The following is a 14,466-nucleotide window of genomic DNA, read 5'->3' on the forward strand; positions in this document are numbered from 1 at the left end:
ATCACTCCTTTTCATTCGCGAGTACTTTAACGTCCTCCATGATAGATTCGATATCAACGGGTTCATCCCCTGCTGTCGCCATCTGAGCGACGGCACGAACATCATGATGACGGTCGATGACGTACATCGTCGTCGCATGCGTCACAAGCCCGCTGTTCGCCTTCGAATAATAAAATTGCAGCTGTCGTGTGATTCGGTCAATGTCGACCTGGTCACCCGTCAACATCTTCCATCCGTTTGGCTCCGCCTGGAACGCTTCCCCGTAGTTTTTGAGTACAGGGACCGTGTCCACTTTCGGGTCGACCGTGATAGCGACGAGCTCTACGTCTGAACCGTATAGATTCTCTGCCTTCAACTCTTTCTCAAGCTTCATAAAATCACGTAGCGTGAGCGGACAAATATCAGGGCAGTTCGTATAAAAGAATGTGACAATTTTTACTTTTCCATTATCGGAATTGTATGTCTCATCATTTAATGCGTTCGTCAATGTGAACGGGGTTGGCTCTTGGATGACCGGCAAGTCATCTTCGTTAAAGAATATAAAATACACGGCTACTCCGATGACAACGAGCGTTAGGACGGTCAAACCGACCGTCATATAGCTATTCCGTTTCATACAACTCTCCCTCTCTATGGATCATCCTCCGATTATTGCGCGGAATACGTTCGTCGTTTCACCCGGGTCATAAGCCACATAGAGAAGGATATAAACCGTCACACCTGTGATCGCTGTGAAGAACCAAATCACTGATGCTTTCGGTCCGATTTTACGGTGTTTCTCAATCTTGTTTTTATAACCGAGATACAAGGTGATCAATCCAAGGACACCACCTGTAGTCGCGAGTAGGATATGGAAGATCATAAAGCCGAGATAGAACGGTTTGACAGAATCCGGTCCGCCGAATGCCGTATTCCCGACAAAAATCGTGCGTGAGACGTAAAGGATAAAGAACGTCGTCGCTGCAATCGCGGCCGCCGTCATCACTTTCTTATGTTTTTCGATGTTGCTACGGTCTTTTGCGATGATCACCCATCCGATGGCGACAAGAATCGCACTGATGACGATGAATGACACACTAATTAAGGCAAGATAGTTCATCAATGTTTCCCCTTTTGTTCTGTTTAATTTTTCTCATTTGTTTCTTGCGGAGTGAAAGACATGCCTTCATCGAGCGCAAGCGATTTCGTACGGCGTACCCAACCGAAGAACGTCCAGCCGAAGAAGAAGCCGTAGACGATCTCTTGACCAAGTTTCATCAAGACGCCACCGAACCGTTGATCTTCGAGTGCACTGTTCGTCGCTCCCATGAGCGCCTCTAAGTTAATCCCCGACACGTCCCCATTCGGTAGACAGTATCCAAGTACCCTAGCGAACGTCTCCGGGTCCGTATACGCGTTATATAGCGTCGTTTGACTGAAGATGATGAGCGCACAGGCTGGTGTTAACAACACTCCGTTGGCGATGATATACACCATTCGTTTTAAGTCGGACATACCTTCCTCTTCGTCCGTCACTAGCGGAACGATGACCGGGTACCACATCGTCAAACTAAAGACGACTAATGCACCGTGGAAGATGCGGTGTACGCCATAGTTCGTCAAGACATAGTCAAATACGACCGGCATGTGATAAATCGAGAACAATGCGTTGAATAAAATGAGCGCGATGAGTGGCTTTGTTAAAAACTTAAACGTTGGCCCAATGAATTTAAAGCTAAGTACTTTTTCAAACACCCAGTACGGTAGACCATAAACGACGAGTGCGGGTGCCAAAATATAGACGAGCACCATTTGGAACATATGCACCGATAAAATGATATGTGCCAACACATCGATTGGACTTCCGAAACCGATATAATACAAGACAATCGCAAACAACATACTAAACTTTTGTAATAACGTGGTCGAGGCATATCCTCGCTTCGCCATTCTCTCTGTCACGACGGCGTATAACACATAAATCCCGACCATGAGCAATCCGAACAGCGGACTCCATAACGTGAGCCAATCAAATTGATTGAGCAGCTCCGACGTATTCCAGAGCATCCGTTCACCCCTTTTCTTTCTCTCCCTAACCTTTGAAACCGTTCACTTCAAGATTACTATTCATTCATTTTTGAAGTAAAGGAAAAAGGACCGAATCATCCGTGTTTCCACAGATGTTCAATCCTTTGTCACAATTACCAAATGAGTAAGCGTAGTGCCGCGACCGTGATGATGGCGACGAAGATGCCTAACCACATCATACCGACGATCCATGTGTTCCCACGGTTATTCATATGCATGAAAATATACAACTGTAGGAAGACTTGAATGACCGCCAAGATGATTAAGAAACCACCTGCTGCCCAGACTGGCATCAGTTCCGCATAGACGGCACCGAATGCCACGAACGTGAGTAAAATCATCATGGCGAAGCTGATCAACTGAAGTTGATACTCGCGCTTCGATTCTGCTTTTACTTCAAGCTCTAATTGTTTGTGCGATTCGTTCATTGCTCGTTTTTCCATATTAGTTCACCATCCCTAAGAGGTAGACGATTGAGAAGATGAAGACCCAAACAACATCGATGAAGTGCCAGTAAAGGCTTGATACATAAAACTTCGGTGCGTTGTACACATCGATCGGACGGTTCCAGTTACGAATCAAGAGTGTCGTGATCCAAAGGAGACCGAACGTAACGTGCGCGCCGTGGAAGCCGACCAACGTGTAGAAGGCTGAACCGAATGCGCTCGACGTGAACGTGTGACCGATGTGGTAGTAGTGAATGAACTCGTAAATCTCAGCACCAAGGAATCCTGCACCAAGAAGGAGCGTCACAATCAACCAAAGCTTCATACGCCCTGGATTGTTTGCTTTCATACTCATCATCGCAAGGACACTTGTCAGTGAACTTGTGAGGAGGAGCATCGTCATGATGAAGACGAGCTCCATTTCAAAAATGTTATACGAGCGTAACTCCTCTGGCGCACCAGAGTTCAAGAGACCAACGTACGTTCCAAAGAGCGAGGCGAAGAGGACTGTCTCTCCACCAAGGAAGAACCAGAAGGCCACATATTTATTTTTCCCTTCCAGCGTTGCTTTCTCTGGATTGGCCGGGATACCGGTCACTGGGTGTTTTTCAACTGCATGTGCCATTTATTGTTCTCCTTTCTCACGAATCGCTTTCAAGTCTGCTTCGACTTGTGACTTCGGAATGTAGTAGCCGTGATCGTCAATCCAAGAACGTAGGAACATCGAGACGAACGTCATCGCTAATCCAAATCCGATTAATGACCAACCGACGACTGCGTTATCCAAGTGGAAGATTGCTCCAAGTCCTGCGATAAAGAGGCCGAGTGACATGAAGAACGGAATGAGCGAGTTGTTCGGCATGTGGATGTCCGAAACTTCTTCAGCGACTGACACGCGTTTGTTTCCTGCCATTTTCTCGAGCCAGAACGTATCAAGTCCTTTAACGAGTGGCGTTTGTGCAAAGTTGTACTCTGGAGTCGGAACAGGAAGTGTCCACTCAAGCGTACGTCCGTCTCCCCAGTGATCTGGTTTGACGCGTTCTTTTGACAAGAATGCTTTCACGACAGCGATGAGCAAGATAATCGTTGATACACCCATGAAGAATGCTCCGGCTGTCGAAAGCATGTTAAGTGTATCCCAACCTTGACCACCGAGGTATGTGAAGACTCGACGTGGCATACCGAACAATCCGAGGAAATGTTGCGGGAAGAACGTCAAGTGGAACCCGATAAAGAACAACCAGAACTGCCAGTATCCAAGCTTTTCAGAAAGGGCTTTACCGAACATGAGTGGGAACCAGTAGTAAAGACCTGCGAAGAGACCATATACAACCCCACCTACGATAACGTAGTGGAAGTGAGCGACAACAAAGTAGCTGTCGTGGTACTGGTAGTCAGCTGGTGCAACTGAAAGCATAACCCCTGTCATCCCACCAACGAGGAATGAAGGAATAAACGCGACTGAGTAAAGCATCGCCACGTTGAATTTAATTTGACCGCCCCACAGAGTGAAGAGCCAGTTAAAGATTTTAACACCGGTCGGTACGGCGATCGCCATCGTCGCAACAGCGAAGATTGAGTTCGCAACTGGACCGAGACCGACTGTGAACATGTGGTGAACCCAAACCATGAATCCAAGGAAACCGATAAGCATTGTCGCGAAGACCATCGTCGTGTAACCGAAGAGGCGTTTACGCGCAAATGTTGGAATGATTTCCGAGAAAATACCGAATGCCGGTAAGATCAAAATGTATACTTCCGGGTGACCGAAGATCCAGAAAAGGTGTTCCCAGATGACAACGTTCCCACCGAGTGCTGGGTCGAAGTATGCGGCTCCGAAGAGTCGTTCGAACATCAACATGAACAATCCGACCGTAAGTGGCGGGAATGCGAAGACGATCAATGCCGATGCAACGAAAGTCGTCCATGTGAAGAGCGGCATGCGCATGAGCTTCATACCTGGCGCACGCATGTTCAAGATGGTGACGAGGAAGTTAATCCCGGCCATCAATGAACCGAAACCTGAAATCTGAAGACCGAGGGCGTAGAAGTCGACCCCTGTTGCTTCCGGTTGTGTCGAAAGTGGAGCGTAAGCTGTCCACCCTGCGTTCGGTGCTGCTCCGAAGAACCAGCTCAAGTTAAGCATGACCCCACCGAAGAAGAACAACCAAAAACCTAATGAGTTAATGAATGGGAACGCGACGTCGCGTGCCCCGATTTGAAGTGGTACGACGGCGTTCATGAAACCGAATAGCATCGGCATCGCCGCTAGGAAGATCATCGTCGTCCCGTGCATCGTAATCAATTGGTTAAACGTTTCACCGCTGACGAAATCGTTCATTGGTGTAACGAGTTGCCAACGAATCAGTAATGCTTCAATTCCACCGAGAAGGAGGAAGAAGATTCCTGAGAACAAATACAAAATACCGATTTTTTTGTGGTCAACCGTCGTAATCCAATCCATGATGCCATTGTATTTACGCGATTGCTGCATTGCAGTGGTCTGTGCCACGTGAAATCCCCCTTTTCCCGTTAGTCAATCTTCTGCTCATACAAGAAGTCAACGAGTGCGTCTAATTCTTCGTTGCTGATTTGACCTTCATTGAAACCTGGCATGAGAGCCCCTTGTTTCTTATCTTGCGGGTTACGAATCCACTCTTTCAAGTTGTCCTCGTTGTTTTCGAGGTAACCTGCGAGCCATTCGCGATCGCCGAAGTTCGTTAAACTTGGTGCAACTTTACCGCCGCCGTGACAGCTCAAGCAGCTTTGAACATACACTTCTTCACCTGTCGTCAAGTTCGTGTTGTCTGCGACGAGTTTCTCACCGTTCTCGTCTTGCTTAGCTTTCATATCAGCGAGCCATTGATCATATTCTTCTTGCTCGAGCGCGATGACTTTAAAGTCCATAAGGGCATGTGACGGACCGCAAAGCTCTGCACATTTCCCGTAGTAAGTACCTGGTTCATTTGCATGTAACCACATTTCGTTATCAAGTCCTGGGTTTGTATCTGTTTTACCAGATAAAGCCGGTACCCAGAATGAGTGAATGACATCTTTTGATGTCAAGTTGATGCCGACTCGTTTCCCAACTGGGATGACGAGTTCTTGACCTGTCACGACACCTGCTTCTGGATACTCAAATTCCCACCAGTACAAGTTTGCTGTAACGTTGATTTCTTCTTCTTTTTTCGCTTCTTTCGCTTTCGCGAGTTCGACAGTCGTCGTGATTGTCGGAACAGCGAGAATGATGAGAAGGATAATCGGAACGACTGTCCAAATCATCTCAAGTGTACTGCTACCTTCAACTTGCTTCGGAATCGATTCATCTTTCCGACGGAACTTCATGAGCACGTACACGTAAATGACCGATACGATGATGAGTACGAAGAGCATGATCGCCAAACTGATGAGAATGATGCGGAGCTGAAGCTCAGCGCCTTCTCCCATCGGCTTCAATGCAGACAATCCCTCTTGACCGCAACCTGACAACAGGACTGCGAACATCATCATCGGGACGATGCCAAACAGAAGCTTCTTAAATGATTTCACAACAATCCCCACTTTCTCCCAAAATGATGTGTAATGGTTTTCTATATAGTGAGTGCGATCACCAGAGTGCTGTCAAAATCAGCGCGATAATCCACACGACTAAATAAATTAATGAATAGAAGAACATTTTGTTTGCCCACTTAATTTCATCCTCGGCATTGAATCCTTTCAATCCGAGATACAACCAGTAGCCCCCTAAACCGGCTGCGACTGTCAAGTAAACAAGACCATAGTGCATAAATAAGAGCGATGCCGGAATCAGCGTCGCAATCCACCAGATGATCTGCCGTTTTGTGATGGCAAATCCGTTCACGACCGGAAGCATCGGAATGCCTGCCGCTCGATACTCTTCTGTGCGTCGCATAGCGAGCGCTAGGAAGTGAGGTGGTTGCCATAAGAACATGACAAGAAACATGAGCCACGCATCGATATGAAGTGCTGGGTCGAGCGCTGCCCAACCGATGAGCGGTGGAACGGCTCCTGAAATACTACCGACGACCGTATTGAGCGTACTCGTACGCTTCAGCCACATCGTATAAATCACGACATAAAAAAATGCCCCGATTAAACCGAATACAGCGGCGACGTACGATACAAGGAGCAATAACAGAGTTCCTAACGCAAGTTGTGTCAATCCGAGGAGTAAAATCTTCTCCCCTGAAATCTTGCCGTTTACACTCGGTCGATTGTCCGTACGATCCATTAAGTAATCGATATCTCGGTCCACAAAGTTGTTTAGGTAACAACTCCCCGAAATCACGAGTGCGCTTCCTAACATCGTTAATAAGAGCTGTGGCCAAACTTCAAACAAATAAAGGACTGGCGTATCGCTCTGATACGTCGCTGCCACGAAGAAACCTGCAAACACCAACATCAAGTTGGCGCGAACGATTCCCATTTTCGCTAAGGCGACGTAATCTCGGAATGACGTTGACTCTGTATATTCTACATCTACAGTCATTCCTGGGTTGACTTTTGTCATACTGACCCCCCCACATAATCACGAAATCCTCGCATTCTCTTCACAGAAAAAACACAATATGAACAAAATACACTTAACTCTCTACAAAGATACCATATTTTTTTATAAAATACGCCCTTTATGCTTGTAAAATAGCGAGTTTTTTGTGTCAATAGTGTGATATTTGTCACACCTTATGTGCCTTACTAATATTAGAATAACGTTTTTGATAACGATTGCAAGCTTTTCCATTTCGTTTTTTGAACGGAAAGCCGTATAATAAGTATGGCGAAAAAAATATAAATAAACAAGGTACATTTTTAACGGATTTTGATTAGAAGCAGGTGGTATTGCATGCATAAAAAACTCGCGTTTTTCTCAGGGTTTGTCACCCTCGGAATGATGCTTGTCCTCATCATGGGTGGAACCGTGACGAAGACAGACTCAGGGGATGGTTGTGGAACAGACTGGCCACTCTGTCACGGTAAGTTGATTCCGACCAATCCAAGTGTTGAGACGATGATCGAGTACAGTCACCGCGTCGTCTCGGGAATCGAAGGTCTCTTGATCATCGCACTCGCCATTTGGACGTTCATCGCGGTCAAACATCGTGTCGATGTAAAAATCTTTGCGTTTCTTGCATTTATCTTTATGCTCATCCAATCGATCATCGGAGCAGGGGCGGTTATTTGGCAACAATCAGATGCCATCTTGGCCCTTCACTTCGGGATTTCTCTCGTCTCGTTCGCATCGCTACTCATTTTGACGATTCTGTTATTCGAAGGTGACCGAGAGCATAAAGTCGTATCGAGACGGTTGAGAGCCCACCTTTACGGTCTTTCGATTTACACGATGATTGTCGTTTACACAGGAGCCTATGTCCGTCACCTCGGTGCTACATACGCTTGTGTCGGTTGGCCGATTTGTGAACAAGAAGTGTGGACGTTTGAGTCTTATGTTCAAATGGGTCACCGTGTGATGGCTGGACTACTCGTCTTGTACACGTTGTATGTCCTCTATCTTGCTCGAAAAGAGATGAATCGATTAATCGAACGCGGCATGATGGCGTCCCTTTTCTTCATTCTTCTTCAAGTCGGGACTGGCGCATGGATCGTACTCGGCGGGCATGCCACATATGTGCCGCTCCTCCATGCCTTCTTGATCACTTGTTACTTCGGCATCCTGTCCTATCTCGCTTATCACGCGTACCGTTCGACGGACCGACAAAGTGATTCACAATTGAAAGACATGAACGGATAAGTAAGTAAAAAAAGCGCCGCGGCGCTTTTTTGTTTACAATTCCTTAAATCGTTCGAGGGCACGCTCTCTCGCTTCTTTATGGTCGACGAGCGGCATCGCATAATTGTCTCGATCTGACGGGTCCGGAAAATGAATCGATTTGTCTGTCACATGTTTCAGCTCAGGCACATACTTCCGGATGAACGTCCCATCTGAGTCAAACCGTTCAGATTGCGTCGTCGGATTGAAGATACGGAAATACGGAACAGCGTCCGTCCCGACCGAGGCGGCCCATTGCCAACCCCCGATATTCGAAGAGGCCTCGTAATCAATCAACTTCCTCTCGAAATACCGTTCCCCTTTCCGCCAATCGATAAGAAGGTGTTTCGTCAAGAAAGATGCGACAATCATGCGTAGACGGTTGTGCATCCATCCGGTCTCATTCAATTGACGCATCGCTGCATCGACAATCGGATAACCCGTCTCCCCGTTACACCACTTTTCGAACTGCTCCTCATTGTCTTCCCATTCGAGCGATTTGTATTTGTCATTGAACGGTTGATCTTTCAATCCTTTGAACTTCGCCATCACCATATAATAAAATTCGCGCCACAACAGTTCGTCGTAATACGTGTCGCGTCCTTTAGATTTTCTGGCGGCCAGCACCTGCTCGGTAATCGTACGAATCGATAATACACCGGTCCGTAAGTATGGGGATAACCGGCTCGTCCCGGCAATACTCGGGATGTCACGTTTTTCTTCATAATCGACCATCCGATCATTGACGAAGCGCGTCAACCGCTTCTTCGCCTCGGTCTCCCCTAAGCCTTTCCACTCTCGCTCACAGCGTTTGAACAAGTCTTTCAGTTCACTCGGCTGCTCGTTTTTCGAGCTGATGAAATCCGTTAAACGATCGATATCGACATCGTACGGTTTCGGCGGTTGCTCGGCATAAGCCGCTTTTTTGAACGGGGTGAACACTTTATACGGATCTCCACTCTTCGTACTGAACGCATCGGGATGAAACAGATGCCGGTCAAGGAGTCGTACGACTTTCACGTCTTCACCAAGTGCCTCGATGACACGGTCGTCTCGCTGTTTGAACGGTTCCACATACTCCGCATTGAAATAAAGCACATCCATCTCCCCGAGCTGTCCCACGAAATCCTTCTCCGTTTCCGCGACTAGTACTCGAAGCCCCAACCCTTTTGTCTCCAAGTCATCCATGAACGTTCGCATCGTCGAGAAGAAATAATCGTGACGGACTTCGAACGGGTCACAATATTTCGGGTTTAGCCAAAAGACGAAAGCGAGGTCATCCCCCTCTTCCATATCGTTCAGCGCCCGGTGAAGCATATGATTATCGGTCAATCTAAAATCCGATCGAAACCAACATACTCGTTTCATCATTCCCACTCCCATCTACAAAAAAGAAGCATAGCGAACTATGCTTCTTTTGATTATACAAATTCAATCAACAAGTCGTCACTTTGTATTGTGTCGCCTTCTTTAATATGGATGGCTTTGATCTCGCCATCTTGTGCTGCCTGAATCGTCGTTTCCATCTTCATCGCTTCCGTGACGAGTAGCTGCTCTCCACGATGAACACGACTTCCTGGTTCGACCAACACTTTCAAAACAGAGCCTGGCATCGAGGCACCGACTTGTTTCGGGTTCGAACGGTCCACTTTCGGACGGCTTGTTGTCGCGGATTTGACGTTCACGTCTTTAATCTCGATCTCACGCGGTACGCCGTTCATCTCATAAGAGACGAGACGAATGCCATCTTCGTTTGCCGCACTCACTTGTACGAGCTTAATGATCAACGTCTTCCCTGTCTCGATCTCCACTTGAATCGTCTCACCGACGTTTAATCCGTAGAAGAACGTCAACGTGTCGAGGACGGATACGTCACCGTACGTCGTCGTATGTTTGACATAGTCTTCGTATACTTTTGGATAGAGCGCGTGGGCAAGAAGCTCAAAGTCTGTGACCGGTCGCTCAAACTTCTCGAACAACTCTTGGCGTGCTGATTCAAAGTCATATGGCTTGATCAGTTTACCAGGACGAACGTTCAGTGGCTCCTCCCCTTTTAAGATGACTTGTTGGACATCTTTAGGGAAACCGCCAGGAGGTGTACCTAACTCGCCGCGCATCATCTCGACGACCGAGTCTGGGAAGTCGAGTTGATGGCCACGCGTCATCACATCCTCTTCTGTCAAGTTGTGCTGCACCATGAAGAGCGCCATATCACCGACGACTTTCGAAGAAGGGGTGACCTTGACGATATCACCGAACAACATGTTGACACGGGCATACATCGCCTTCACTTCTCCCCAACGGTCTCCAAGCCCGACTGCTTTCGCTTGTTGCTGAAGGTTCGAATATTGACCACCTGGCATCTCGTGTTCGTATACAGACGGATGTGGTGCGCGCATGTCACTTTCGAACGGTTCGTAGTTATGGCGCACGTCTTGCCAGTAATCACTGATCACTTCGTATTGTTTCGGATCAATCTTCGGTTGACGTTCGTGGTGGTTGAGCGCGTAGACTAAACTTCCACCTGAAGGTTGCGACGTCATCCCTGACATCGAACTTGCGGCAACGTCGACGATATCGACACCAGCATCCGTCGCACGTGCGTAAGTGAAGATTCCGTTACCTGAAGCATCGTGTGTATGCAAGTGAATCGGTAAATCGACCGCATCTTTCAATGCTGACACGAGCGCATAGGCAGATTCCGGTTTCAATAACCCGGCCATATCTTTAATGGCTAGAATATGGGCACCACTCGCCTCAAGTTTTTTCGCAAGGTCAATGTAGTACGGAAGATGGTATTTCGGCCGGTTGCCGTCATACAAGTCACCTGTATAACAAATCGCCGCCTCCGCTACTTTTCCTGTCGGTAGCGTTGCATCGATTGCCAATTGAATCGACTCTAGGTTGTTAAGACTGTCGAAGATTCGGAATACGTCGACTCCGGCATACGCCGCTTCATGCACAAACTTCTCAATGACGTTGTCGGCATAGTTTTTGTAGCCGACCGCGTTCGCACCGCGAAGCAACATTTGAATCAAAACGTTCGGCATCTTCTCACGAAGCTTCATGAGACGTACCCATGGGTCTTCAGACAAGAAGCGGTATGCAACATCAAACGTCGCCCCACCCCACGCCTCGACAGAGAACAATTCTGGCATCAACTTGCTTGTCGGCTCTGCGATATTGAGAATGTCCTGCGTCCGCATGCGCGTCGCGAGCAATGACTGGTGCGCATCTCGCATCGTCGTATCCGTCAATAACAGTTCCGGTTGTCGCTTGATCCAGTCAGCCAGGCCGTCTGGACCGAGTTCCGTCAAGATTTGTTTCGTTCCCGGTTTCGCTTCTGTCGGTAGGTCTTGTGGGATACGTACCGAGCGGCTGATCGGTTTGTCTTTCAGACCGACTCCTGGGAATCCGTTCACTGTCACATCGCCGATATAGTTCAACAACTTCGTCCCACGGTCTTTTCGTTTCGGGAAGACGAACAGTTCTGGCGTCTCATCGATGAATGACGTGTTGTAGTCCCCATTGATGAAGTTCGGATGCTTCATGACGTTAATCAAGAACGGGATGTTCGTCTTGATTCCACGAATTCGAAACTCATTCAAGTTTCGTACCATTTTCGAAGCGGCTTGTTCGAATGTCATGCCATGCGTCGACAGTTTGACGAGAAGCGAGTCATAGTACGGGGAAATTTCTGCACCGACGTATGCGTTTCCTCCGTCAAGTCGGACGCCAAAGCCGCCTGGAGAACGGTATGCCATGATTTTCCCTGTATCCGGCATGAAATTGTTCGCCGGGTCTTCTGACGTTACACGTGATTGAATCGCATAACCGAGGAGTTTAATGTCCTCTTGTTTCGGCATTTGAATCATGTCGCCGTGGAGTGACTCCCCTTGTGCGATCATCAATTGTGTTTGAACGATATCAAATCCTGTCACCATCTCTGTAATCGTATGTTCGACTTGAACACGCGGGTTTACTTCGATGAAGTAGAATGATTCGTCTTCTGTCACTAAGAATTCGACCGTACCAGCGTTGACGTATCCGACGTGACGCATGAGTTGAACCGCCGCATCACAAATCGCTTGACGTGATTCTTCGGATAACGTCACACATGGTGCCACTTCGACGACCTTTTGATGTCGGCGCTGCACCGAACAGTCACGCTCGAACAAGTGAATGATGTGACCGTGCTCATCTCCGAGAATTTGAACCTCGATGTGCTTCGGACGTTCAACTAATTTCTCTATGTACACTTCATCAGAACCAAATGCTTGCTTCGCTTCCGATTTTGCACGTTCAATCAAATCTTTCATTTCCGCTTCTGTACGGATGACACGCATCCCGCGTCCTCCGCCTCCCATCGATGCTTTGACCATGAGCGGGAAGCCGTGTTCGTTCGCAAACGCTTCTGCATCTTCATACGATGTGAGTGGACCGTTCGAGCCTGGGATAACAGGAAGACCCGCAGCAATCGCACTCTGACGTGCCCGAACTTTGTCCCCGAACGCATGCAAGTGTGACTCGTGTGGACCAACAAAGATGATGCCCTCTTCACGGCAACGTCGTGCGAGGTCAATGTTTTCTGAAAGGAAACCATATCCCGGGTGAATCGCGTCACTGCCTGACTCCTTGGCGATGCGAATGACACCTTCGATATCGAGATACGCATCAATCGGCTTCTTATCGAGTCCTACCAAGTAAGCTTCATCGGCTTTAAAGCGATGTAATGAACCGCTATCTTCTTGTGAATAGACGGCTACAGTACGAATGCCTAACTCAGTTGCTGCTCGAAATACGCGAATGGCAATCTCCCCACGGTTTGCAACAAGTAACTTTTTAATTGGTTTCAAATGAAATCCCCCCGTTAATAAATTTTAAATGTTTCTTACCTGACCACATGAAGCGATGAACGTTGAACATTCTCTTCGGACTTCACCCGAATTTCTTCTCGTCGTGTCGCTTCTCGATGACGGTTACGCATCGAGATACTACTAAGTACCCCGAGAACACCCATCATCATGATCAGCGATGTTCCCCCATAACTGACCAGCGGCAATGTCACTCCTGTCCCTGGGAACCAACCAGACATCGCACCGATATTGATGGCTGTTTGAATGATGATTTGTGATGCAATACCAAACGAGACGAACATCGCAAAATGACTATCCGCATGATTGGCAATATGAATTGCGCGAAACGCGATGAAGAAGAGTAGTACCAAAACCGTCAGCACACCGAAGAACCCTAACTCTTCAGCAATGATCGACATAATATAGTCGGTTTCAGGTTCTGGTAAATACCCATACTTTTGAAAACTGTTCCCTAGCCCGACACCGGTCAATCCACCATGTACGATCGAGATGATCGACATGAGCAACTGATGACCGTATCCTTCCGGGTCCATGAACGGGTTGAACACGACCTCAATCCGGCTTCGTTGATTCTCGGAGAAGATTGTCGTGAACAATAAGAACACAGCACCAACCCCGGCTAAAATCCCAGGAATCAAAATCCGTAATGGTGCCCCGACACCGAACCACATGAGAAGCATGATGGATCCGAGGACGAATAATCCCCCCATGTCTGGCTGTCCATTGATGGCGATGGCGTAGAACGAGAAGTAAAAAAGAACCGGTACTAAGAAGAAGGCACCAATTTGAGCGCGCCACCCTTTTTTCACGATGGCAGCCCGAGCGAGACGCCCCGGTAGTCCTTTCAACTCATTATTCCATAGCTCGTGGTAATAGTTCGCAAGCAGTATGATGAGAACAAATTTGGCAATCTCGACCGGCTGAATGGTGAATCCGCCGATAATGAGCCATGCGCGTGCACCGTTTAATGGTGGCATCGCCCATGTAACAAATAGCAGGATGACCGAGACCGCATAGAGACTGAGCCGAATGCCTTTCTTCCGAAACATCTCATAGCGGAACAACGTCGCAATCAAGTAGACAAAGATCCCGATTCCTACGTAGACGAGCTGGCGATAGAATAAGCTACTATTCGCATAGTCCCCACGATTCCAAACGCTCGCACTGTAAATCATGATCGAGCTGATCCCGACGAGTAAGAGCACTGACAAAAACAACGCAAAATCAAAATACCGAAACCGTGTTTTCATGTATTCACTTCCTTATGTAAAACAATCCGACAACCCTT

The 14,466-nt window shown here is 47.7% G+C and carries 12 protein-coding genes; 1 reads left to right on the forward strand and 11 read right to left on the reverse strand.

Going from position 1 to position 14,466, the window contains the following annotated elements:
- Window position 1: 1 nt before the first annotated feature.
- From ACQKD4_RS08480 to cyoE, 8 genes are all read right to left on the reverse strand, one after another.
- Entirely contained in the window at window positions 2-616 is a 615-nt protein-coding gene (locus ACQKD4_RS08480; protein WP_214691746.1) for an SCO family protein, read from the reverse strand.
- 21 nt (window positions 617-637) lie between these two features.
- Window positions 638-1,099: a DUF420 domain-containing protein gene (locus ACQKD4_RS08485; RefSeq protein ID WP_214691745.1), complete on the reverse strand. Its 462-nt coding sequence runs from the start codon at window positions 1,097-1,099 to the stop codon at window positions 638-640.
- Between the two features lie 23 nt (window positions 1,100-1,122).
- Window positions 1,123-2,046: a cytochrome c oxidase assembly protein gene (locus ACQKD4_RS08490; RefSeq protein WP_214691744.1), complete on the reverse strand. Its 924-nt coding sequence runs from the start codon at window positions 2,044-2,046 to the stop codon at window positions 1,123-1,125.
- 134 nt (window positions 2,047-2,180) lie between these two features.
- Window positions 2,181-2,510, reverse strand: coding sequence for a cytochrome C oxidase subunit IV family protein (locus tag ACQKD4_RS08495; RefSeq protein WP_214691743.1), 330 nt, complete (start codon window positions 2,508-2,510; stop codon window positions 2,181-2,183).
- Between the two features lies 1 nt (window position 2,511).
- Window positions 2,512-3,138 (reverse strand): cytochrome (ubi)quinol oxidase subunit III, encoded by a 627-nt coding sequence (locus tag ACQKD4_RS08500; protein WP_214875353.1) that lies wholly within the window; start codon window positions 3,136-3,138, stop codon window positions 2,512-2,514.
- On the reverse strand, window positions 3,139-5,007 hold the full coding sequence (ctaD, locus tag ACQKD4_RS08505) for a cytochrome c oxidase subunit I (RefSeq protein WP_427373287.1): 1,869 nt from the start codon (window positions 5,005-5,007) through the stop codon (window positions 3,139-3,141). It lies immediately after the preceding gene.
- A gap of 38 nt (window positions 5,008-5,045) precedes the next feature.
- The gene (coxB, locus tag ACQKD4_RS08510; RefSeq protein ID WP_074035327.1) at window positions 5,046-6,023 is read right to left on the reverse strand and encodes a cytochrome c oxidase subunit II; all 978 of its coding nucleotides are present in this window, start codon (window positions 6,021-6,023) and stop codon (window positions 5,046-5,048) included.
- Window positions 6,024-6,120: 97 nt separating this feature from the next.
- Window positions 6,121-7,044, reverse strand: a complete 924-nt coding sequence (gene cyoE / locus ACQKD4_RS08515; RefSeq protein WP_224860586.1) for a heme o synthase — start codon at window positions 7,042-7,044, stop codon at window positions 6,121-6,123.
- A 333-nt stretch (window positions 7,045-7,377) separates the two neighbouring features.
- Here cyoE and ACQKD4_RS08520 point away from each other — a divergent pair, with 333 nt between their 5' ends.
- Window positions 7,378-8,283 carry a COX15/CtaA family protein gene (locus tag ACQKD4_RS08520; protein WP_427373035.1) on the forward strand — a complete coding sequence of 302 codons (906 nt, stop codon included), beginning with the start codon at window positions 7,378-7,380 and terminating at the stop codon, window positions 8,281-8,283.
- A gap of 33 nt (window positions 8,284-8,316) precedes the next feature.
- Here ACQKD4_RS08520 and ACQKD4_RS08525 read toward each other — a convergent pair whose 3' ends face one another.
- The 3 genes from ACQKD4_RS08525 to ACQKD4_RS08535 are packed head-to-tail and all read right to left on the reverse strand — an operon-like array spanning window position 8,317 to window position 14,428.
- Complete coding sequence (locus ACQKD4_RS08525) at window positions 8,317-9,669, reverse strand: cryptochrome/photolyase family protein (RefSeq protein ID WP_427373036.1); 1,353 nt, start codon at window positions 9,667-9,669, stop codon at window positions 8,317-8,319.
- 53 nt (window positions 9,670-9,722) lie between these two features.
- A complete protein-coding gene (locus ACQKD4_RS08530) occupies window positions 9,723-13,157 on the reverse strand; it encodes a pyruvate carboxylase (RefSeq protein WP_427373037.1) in 3,435 nt (1,144 codons plus the stop codon).
- Window positions 13,158-13,192: 35 nt separating this feature from the next.
- Window positions 13,193-14,428 carry an FtsW/RodA/SpoVE family cell cycle protein gene (locus tag ACQKD4_RS08535; protein ID WP_214750052.1) on the reverse strand — a complete coding sequence of 412 codons (1,236 nt, stop codon included), beginning with the start codon at window positions 14,426-14,428 and terminating at the stop codon, window positions 13,193-13,195.
- Window positions 14,429-14,466 lie beyond the last annotated feature (38 nt).

It is taken from the genome of Exiguobacterium sp. NPDC077395 (assembly GCF_050269125.1).
In the GTDB taxonomy this organism is placed as follows: Bacteria; Bacillota; Bacilli; order Exiguobacteriales; family Exiguobacteriaceae; genus Exiguobacterium; species Exiguobacterium aestuarii_A.

Bases quoted from the DNA above. Each gene is read 5' to 3' on its own strand.
- ACQKD4_RS08480 (WP_214691746.1), bottom strand. From the start codon at position 616: ATGAAACGGAATAGCTATATGACGGTCGGTTTGACCGTCCTAACGCTC.
- ACQKD4_RS08485 (WP_214691745.1), bottom strand. From the start codon at position 1,099: ATGAACTATCTTGCCTTAATTAGTGTGTCATTCATCGTCATCAGTGCG.
- ACQKD4_RS08490 (WP_214691744.1), bottom strand. From the start codon at position 2,046: ATGCTCTGGAATACGTCGGAGCTGCTCAATCAATTTGATTGGCTCACG.
- ACQKD4_RS08495 (WP_214691743.1), bottom strand. From the start codon at position 2,510: ATGGAAAAACGAGCAATGAACGAATCGCACAAACAATTAGAGCTTGAA.
- ACQKD4_RS08500 (WP_214875353.1), bottom strand. From the start codon at position 3,138: ATGGCACATGCAGTTGAAAAACACCCAGTGACCGGTATCCCGGCCAAT.
- ctaD (WP_427373287.1), bottom strand. From the start codon at position 5,007: ATGCAGCAATCGCGTAAATACAATGGCATCATGGATTGGATTACGACG.
- coxB (WP_074035327.1), bottom strand. From the start codon at position 6,023: ATGATGATGTTCGCAGTCCTGTTGTCAGGTTGCGGTCAAGAGGGATTG.
- cyoE (WP_224860586.1), bottom strand. From the start codon at position 7,044: ATGACAAAAGTCAACCCAGGAATGACTGTAGATGTAGAATATACAGAG.
- ACQKD4_RS08520 (WP_427373035.1), top strand. From the start codon at position 7,378: ATGCATAAAAAACTCGCGTTTTTCTCAGGGTTTGTCACCCTCGGAATG.
- ACQKD4_RS08525 (WP_427373036.1), bottom strand. From the start codon at position 9,669: ATGAAACGAGTATGTTGGTTTCGATCGGATTTTAGATTGACCGATAAT.
- ACQKD4_RS08535 (WP_214750052.1), bottom strand. From the start codon at position 14,428: ATGAAAACACGGTTTCGGTATTTTGATTTTGCGTTGTTTTTGTCAGTG.